Genomic DNA, 7,347 nt, shown 5'->3' on the forward strand with positions numbered 1-7,347 from the left:
GGCGGCAGCGAGCCCCCCCCCGGTCCGCGGGTGCTCAGCCGGCCAGGCAGGACGGGCCGAGCAGCTGCTTCAGGTCGCCGAAGAGGGCGGGGTCGGGGGTGACCCGGTGCCGGTCCAGGCGCAGGACGGTGGTCTTGCGCGGTCCCTGGAGCTTGATGCGCACCTCGGTGGAGCCCCGGTGGTGGGTGAGGACCTGGCCGAGGCGCTCCACCATCGGCGGGGTGACCTTCACGGTGGGGATGGTGATGACCACGGGGGCGTTGGTGCCCGCGTTGGAGAGGTCGGGGACCATCAGCTCCATGGCGACGAGCCGGGGGATGTCCTCGCGCTTGTCGAGGCGGCCCTTGACGAAGACGACGGCGTCCTCGACGAGCTGGGTGGAGACCAGCTGGTAGGTGGCGGGGAAGAACATGCAGTCGATGGAGCCGGCCAGGTCCTCGACGGTGGCGATGGCCCAGGCGTTGCCCTGCTTGGTCATCTTGCGCTGCAGGCCGGAGATGATGCCGCCGATGGTGACGATCGCGCCGTCGGCGTGCTCGCCGCCGGTGAGCTGGGAGATCGCGGCGTCGGCCTTGTCGTTGAGGACGTGCTCGATGCCGAAGAGCGGGTGGTCGGAGACGTAGAGGCCGAGCATCTCGCGCTCCTGCGCGAGGAGGTAGGACTTCTCCCACTCGACGTCGGAGAACTCCACGTCCAGCCCGAAGCCGGGCCCGTCGTCGCCGGTGTCGTCGCCCATGCCGCCGAAGAGGTCGAACTGGCCCTCGGCCTCCTTGCGCTTGACCTGGACGACGTTGTCGATCATCGGTTCGTAGTGCGCGGTCAGGCCCTTGCGGGTGTGGCCCATTTCGTCGAAGGCGCCGGCCTTGATCAGCGATTCGACGGTGCGCTTGTTGCAGACGACGGCCTCGACCTTGTCGAGGAAGTCGGGGAAGGAGCTGTACTTCCCCTTGGACTTGCGGCAGCGGATGATCGAGTCGACCACGTTCTGGCCGACGTTGCGGACGGCGGTGAGGCCGAAGAGGATCACGTCGTCGCCCTGGGCGGCGAAGTTGGCCTCGGACTCGTTGACGTTCGGCGGGAGGACCTTGATGCCCATGCGCCGGCACTCGTTGAGGTAGATCGCCGACTTGTCCTTGTCGTCGCGCACCGAGGTGAGCAGCGCGGACATGTACTCGGCGGGGTAGTTCGCCTTGAGGTAGGCCGTCCAGTAGGAGACGAGGCCGTAGGCGGCGGAGTGGGCCTTGTTGAAGGCGTAGCCGGCGAAGGGGACCAGCACGTCCCACAGGGCCTGGATGGCCTCGTCGGTGTAGCCCTTCTTGCGGGCGCCCTCCTGGAAGAGGACGAAGTTCTTCGCGAGCTCCTCGGGCTTCTTCTTGCCCATGACCCGGCGGAGGATGTCGGCCTCGCCGAGCGAGTACCCGGCGATGATCTGGGCGGCCTTCTGGACCTGCTCCTGGTAGACGATCAGGCCGTAGGTGACGGCCAGGACCTCTTCGAGGGGCTTCTCCAGCTCCGGGTGGATCGGGGTGATCTCCTGCTGGCCGTTCTTGCGCAGCGCGTAGTTCGTGTGCGAGTTCATGCCCATCGGGCCCGGCCGGTAGAGGGCGGACACGGCGGAGATGTCTTCGAAGTTGTCGGGCTTCATCAGCCGCAGGAGGGAGCGCATGGGCCCGCCGTCGAACTGGAAGACGCCGAGGGTGTCACCGCGCTGGAGGAGCTCGAAGGTCTTCGGGTCGTCGAGCGGGAGGGCCAGGAGATCGATGTCGATCCCCTTGTTGGCCTTCACCATCTTGACGGCGTCGTCCATGATCGTGAGGTTGCGCAGGCCCAGGAAGTCCATCTTGAGCAGGCCGAGCGCCTCACAGCTCGGGTAGTCCCACTGCGTGATGGTGACGCCGTCGGTGTGGCGCACCCAGACGGGGACGTGGTCGGTGATCGTCTCGCTGGACATGATCACGCCGGCCGCGTGCACACCCATCTGCCGGACCAGGCCCTCGACGCCGCGCGCGGTGTCGATGACCTTCTTCACGTCCGGCTCGTTCTCGTACATCGCGCGGACCTCGCCGGCCTCGCTGTAGCGCGGGTGCTCGGGGTCGAGGATGCCGGAGAGCGGGATGCCCTTGCCGAGGACGTCGGCGGGCATGGCCTTGGTGATGCGGTCGCCCATCGCGTACGGGTAGCCGAGGACGCGGGCGGAGTCCTTGATGGCGTTCTTGGCCTTGATGGTGCCGTAGGTGCCGATCATGGCGACCTTGTCCTGGCCGTACTTCTCGGTGACGTACCGGATCACCTCGGCGCGCCGGCGCTCGTCGAAGTCGATGTCGACATCGGGCATCGAGATGCGCTCGGGGTTGAGGAAGCGCTCGAAGATCAGGCCGTGCGGGATGGGGTCGAGGTCGGTGATGCCGAGGGCGTAGGCGACGATCGAGCCGGCCGCGGAGCCACGGCCGGGGCCGACCGCGATGCCCTGGTTCTTCGCCCACATGATGAAGTCGGCGACCACGAGGAAGTAGCCCGGGAAGCCCATCGAGATGATGGTGTCCATCTCGTACTCGACCTGCTTCATGCGGTCCTCGGGGATGCCGCCGGGGAAGCGGCGGTGCATGCCCCGCATGGTCTCCTCGCGGAACCAGGTGACCTCGGTGTAGCCCTCGGGGATGTCGAACTTGGGCATCAGGTTCCGGAACTGGAACATGCCCTCGGTGTCGATCTGCTCGGCGACCAGCCGGGTGTTGGCGCAGCCCTCCTGCCAGGCGTCCGAGGCGTCGATGGCGTACATCTCGTCCGTGGACTTGAGGTAGTAGCCCGAGCCGTCGAAGCGGAAGCGGTCGGGGTCGGAGAGGTTCTTGCCGGTCTGGATGCAGAGCAGGGCGTCGTGGGCCTCGGCCTCGTGGGCGTAGGTGTAGTGCGAGTCGTTGGTGACCAGGGGCGGGATGCCGAGCTTCTTGCCGATCTCCAGCAGACCGTCGCGGACGCGGCGCTCGATCTCGATGCCGTGGTCCATCAGCTCCAGGAAGTAGCGGTCCTTGCCGAAGATGTCCTGGTACTCGGAGGCGGACTTCAGGGCCTCGTCGAACTGGCCGAGGCGCAGCCGGGTCTGCAGCTCGCCGGAGGGGCAGCCGGTGGAGGCGATCAGGCCCTCGGACCACTGGCTGATGGTCTCCTTGTCCATACGGGGCCACTTGGTCAGCCAGCCCTCCTTGTAGGCGTCGGAGGACAGCCGGAAGAGGTTGTGCAGGCCGGTGGCGTTGGCCGCCCAGATCGTCTTGTGGGTGTAACCACCGGAGCCGGAGACGTCGTCGCGCTTCTGGTGCGGCTGGCCCCACTGGATACGGCGCTTGTTGCGCCGGGACTCGGGGGCGACGTACGCCTCGATGCCGATGATCGGGGTGATCCCGGCCTTCTTCGCGGAGTGGAAGAAGTCGTACGCGCCGTGCAGGTTGCCGTGGTCGGACATGGCGATGTGTGTCATGCCCATCTCATTGCAGGCATTGAACATGTCCTTGAGCCGCGCGGCACCGTCCAGCAGGGAGTACTGGGTGTGGACGTGCAGGTGCGTGAAGGGCGGCTTCGTGGCCACGGTGGGAGACCTCCGGCGGGAGCGGGCAGCGGGACTGAGCGGACACAGCGGGACTGTTTTGAAGGTTACCGGCCCCCACCGACAGCCGCGGGCACGCGCCGGTACCCTCACGCGTTGAGCACGACAGCACAGATGTTCGTTCCATGCCCCACCCCAGGAGGACCCCGCGATGGCGACCGAGCACGACCGGGCCGCGCAGCGCGGCGAGGAGATCCTCGCCGTTTTCCACACCGCCTTCGGTGAGCTGCTCGCGGCCGACCCCGCCGCCTTCCGGGTCAAGTTCCGGAAGATGGCGGCCTCCGCCTTCGCCTTCTACCGGGGCACGGCCTGCCTCTTCTACCGGGACCTGGCCGAGGAGGCGCCGGAGGGCGCCGCGGGCCCGTACCTGGACGAGCGGACGAGCCGGGTGTGGATCCACGGCGATCTCCACGCCGAGAACTTCGGCACGTACATGGACGCCAACGGCCGCCTGATCTTCAACGTCAACGACTTCGACGAGGCCTACGTCGGCCCCTTCACCTGGGACCTCAAGCGCTTCGCCGCCTCCGTCGCCCTGATCGGCCACGCCAAGGCGCTCAGCGACGAGAAGATCACCGAGCTGGTGCGGACCTACGCCGCCGCCTACCGCGAGCGCATCCACGCCCTGGCCGCGGGCAGCCCGCACGACGTCCTCTCCGAGCTGCCGCCCTTCACGCTCGACACCGCAGACGGACCGCTGCTCGGCGCCCTGCGCGAGGCGCGCTCCATGACGCGCTTCGGGCTGCTCGCCTCGATGACGGAGATCCGCGACCACGACCGCCGCTTCACGGCCGGCGGCGGTGCGATCGAGCTGGACGCCGCCACCCGCTACAAGGTCCTCGCGGCCTTCGACGGCTATCTGGAGACGCTGCCCGACACCAGCCTCGCCCGCCCCGACTCCTACCGCGTCAAGGACGTCGTCGGCCGCCGCGGCGTCGGCATCGGCAGCGCCGGCCTGCCCTCGTACAACATCCTCCTGGAGGGCAACAGCGACGCCCTGGAGAACGACGTCGTCATCTACATGAAGCAGGCGCAGACCCCGGCGGTCTCCCGGCACGTCACCGACCCGGCCGTGCGCGACTACTTCCACCACGAGGGCCACCGCACGGTGATCTCCCAGCGCGCCCTGCAGGCGCACGCCGACCCCTGGCTGGGCTGGACGGAGATCCAGGAAGGGGGCCGCAGCTACGGGCAGCTGGTCGCCGAGGTCTCGCCGTACGCCGTCGACCTCGACTGGTCCGACCTGGACGACCCGGCCGAGATCGCGGCCGTCGTCGCCGACCTCGGCCGGGCGACGGCCACGATGCACGCCGCGGCGGACGACCAGAGCGGCCACTCGCTGGTGCCCTTCTCCACCGAGCGGGCCATCGACGCCGTGATCGCCGCCGACGAGGAGGGCTTCCCCGAGCTCCTGGTGGACTTCGCCCACTCCTACGGGGCCCGGGCCCGCGCGGACCACCAGATCTTCGTGGACCTCTTCCGCAACGGCCGCATCCCCGGCCTCTAGGGCCCCGGCACGGCCTTTAGTCGTCGTTTACGGCAGGCCGTGCCAGACTCGTTCCTCATGGACATATCGGCGGCATGGGTGCGGGCACTGCGCGCGGCGCTGTTCACAGCGCTGTGCGTCACGCTGTCCGCGGGCTCCCACGTGCTGCTGTCCGGAAGGCCCCTGCCGGTGCCGGTGGTCGCGGCGGCCTCCGCGGCCGTCTTCGCGCTCGCCCACTCGCTGGCCGGGCAGGAGCGCGGCTACCGGCACATCGCCGCCCTCCTGGTCCCGCTGGAGCTGGCGACCACCGCCCTCTTCACCACCGGCCAGGACACCTGCTACGGCCGCCCCGGCCACCCCGCCTCCGCCCCGGGGGCGCTGGCCTGGCTGTGCAGCGGCAGCACGGGCGGGCCGCTCGCCCGGTTCGCCGGGCCGGGCACCGCCCCGTGGCTGCTGTTCGCGGCGCACGTCGCGGTCGGCCTGCTGGCCGCCGCGTGGCTGCGCCGCGGCGAGCGGGCCCTGGCGGAGCTGCTGTGCGCGGCGGCCGCCGCGGTGTGCCGCCCGCTGCGGCCCGTCCTCGCGACCGGCGCCGCGGTGCCCGGCGGGTCAGCCGTACGGTTCGTGCGGGCCGCCCTCCCGGGCTGTGCCCTTCCGCTCCTCGTCCACTCCGTCGTACGGCGCGGGCCGCCGCGGGGGCCGGCCTGCGGCCCCGCCCCCGCCTGACCCACCACCCCGTACACGGAGAGAACGCACCACCATGAGCAAGCGCAACAACTGGGAGAACAAGCAGTCCGCACGCGAGCGGCTGCGCGCCGAGCGCGAACGGCAGGCCAAGAAGGACAGGACGCGCCGCCAGCTGATCGTCGGCGGCGCCGTCGTCGCCGTCCTGGCCGTCGGCGCGGGCATCGTCGTGGCCGTCTCCCAGCTGGGCAAGGACGGCAAGAGCGGCCTGAACGCGAGCTGGGAGGCCGCGTCGAAGAAGGAGCTCGTCAAGCCCGCCAACACCGGCGGCGACAAGGGCACCGAGATCCTCATAGGCAAGAAGGACGCCAAGCACACCCTGGACCTCTACCAGGACATGCGCTGCCCGATCTGCTCCGTCTTCGAGCAGAGCGTCGGTGACACCATCGACAAGGACGTCAAGGACGGCAAGTACAAGGTCTCGTACCACGTCGCCACGTTCCTCGACCGCAACTTCGGCGGCAGCGGCTCCAAGAACGCCCTCAGCGCGCTCGGCGCCGCCCTGAACGTCAGCCCGGAGGCCTTCAGCGCCTACAACAAGGCCCTGTACTCCAAGGCCAACCACCCGCAGGAGACCAAGGACGACTACGCCAAGGACGACGTCCTGCTGAAGGTCGCGAACGAGGTCCCGGCGCTCAAGGGCAACAAGGAGTTCGAGAAGAACGTCAAGGACGGCACGTTCGACAAGTGGGCGCTGACGGTGTCCGACGAGTTCGACAAGGCCAAGGACGTCACCGGCACGCCCACCCTGAAGATGAACGGCAAGAAGCTGACGGCGGAGGACGGCAAGAACGTCCCGATCACCCCCGAGCAGTACACCAAGGCGATCGACGCGGCCCTCAAGTCCTAAGGCCCCGCGGCACCCCCGCGCCCCGGTGTCCCGTCCCCTCCGGTGACGTTCAGTGATGCCGAATCTTGACACGACACTTCACGGCTGCCGTGGCAGACTTCGGCCTCATGGAGGGGACGGGAGTTCGACTGCGGGCGCTGCGCGCGGCGCTCTTCACGGCGCTCTGTGTCACGCTGTCCGCCGCTTCGCACGTCCTGCTCTCCCGCACGCCCCTGCCCGCCGCCACGGTCGCCGGGCTGGCGGCGGCCTTCTTCGCCGTCGCCTACGCCCTCGCCGGCCGTGAGCGCGGCTACGGCTCCATCGCCGCCCTGCTGATCCCGCTGGAGCTGACGGCGGACACCGTCTTCACCACGGGCCAGCACGCGTGCTACGGCCGGGCCGGCGGGCCCGTCGCGGGCCCCCTGCACGCCCTGGGCCTGGACATCGCCTGCCGCGGCGAACTCGGCACCCCGCTGGCCCGCATGACCACCGGCGGCGACGCCCCGCACGCCGGCGGCCCGGCGCTGCCCTGGCTGCTGCTGGCCTGCCACGTCGCGGTGGGCCTGCTGGCCGCCGGCTGGCTGCGCCGCGGCGAGGCCGCCCTGGCCGGGCTGCTGCGCACGGCCGCGGCCCGCGCCCTCGGGCCGCTGCTGCTCGCGCTCGCCGCCCTGGCCCTCCCCGCCGGCCTCGCCG

The 7,347-nt window shown here is 70.0% G+C and carries 5 protein-coding genes; 4 read left to right on the forward strand and 1 reads right to left on the reverse strand.

Going from position 1 to position 7,347, the window contains the following annotated elements; all coding sequences use genetic code 11:
• Window positions 1–34: 34 nt before the first annotated feature.
• A complete protein-coding gene (gene dnaE / locus ACSNOH_RS31875; protein ID WP_436724931.1) occupies window positions 35–3,580 on the reverse strand; it encodes a DNA polymerase III subunit alpha in 3,546 nt (1,181 codons plus the stop codon).
• A 169-nt stretch (window positions 3,581–3,749) separates the two neighbouring features.
• Here dnaE and ACSNOH_RS31880 point away from each other — a divergent pair, with 169 nt between their 5' ends.
• The 4 genes from ACSNOH_RS31880 to ACSNOH_RS31895 all read left to right on the forward strand — a co-directional run.
• On the forward strand, window positions 3,750–5,105 hold the full coding sequence (locus ACSNOH_RS31880; protein WP_436724932.1) for a DUF2252 domain-containing protein: 1,356 nt from the start codon (window positions 3,750–3,752) through the stop codon (window positions 5,103–5,105).
• A gap of 57 nt (window positions 5,106–5,162) precedes the next feature.
• On the forward strand, window positions 5,163–5,807 hold the full coding sequence (locus ACSNOH_RS31885; protein ID WP_436724933.1) for a hypothetical protein: 645 nt from the start codon (window positions 5,163–5,165) through the stop codon (window positions 5,805–5,807).
• 34 nt (window positions 5,808–5,841) lie between these two features.
• Complete coding sequence (locus ACSNOH_RS31890; protein WP_436724934.1) at window positions 5,842–6,675, forward strand: thioredoxin domain-containing protein; 834 nt, start codon at window positions 5,842–5,844, stop codon at window positions 6,673–6,675.
• Between the two features lie 107 nt (window positions 6,676–6,782).
• The coding region (locus ACSNOH_RS31895) for a hypothetical protein (protein ID WP_436724935.1) at window positions 6,783–7,347 on the forward strand (565 nt) is incomplete at its 3' end.

The organism is Streptomyces sp. URMC 127 (genome assembly GCF_051386535.1).
Classification (GTDB): Bacteria; Actinomycetota; Actinomycetes; order Streptomycetales; family Streptomycetaceae; genus Streptomyces.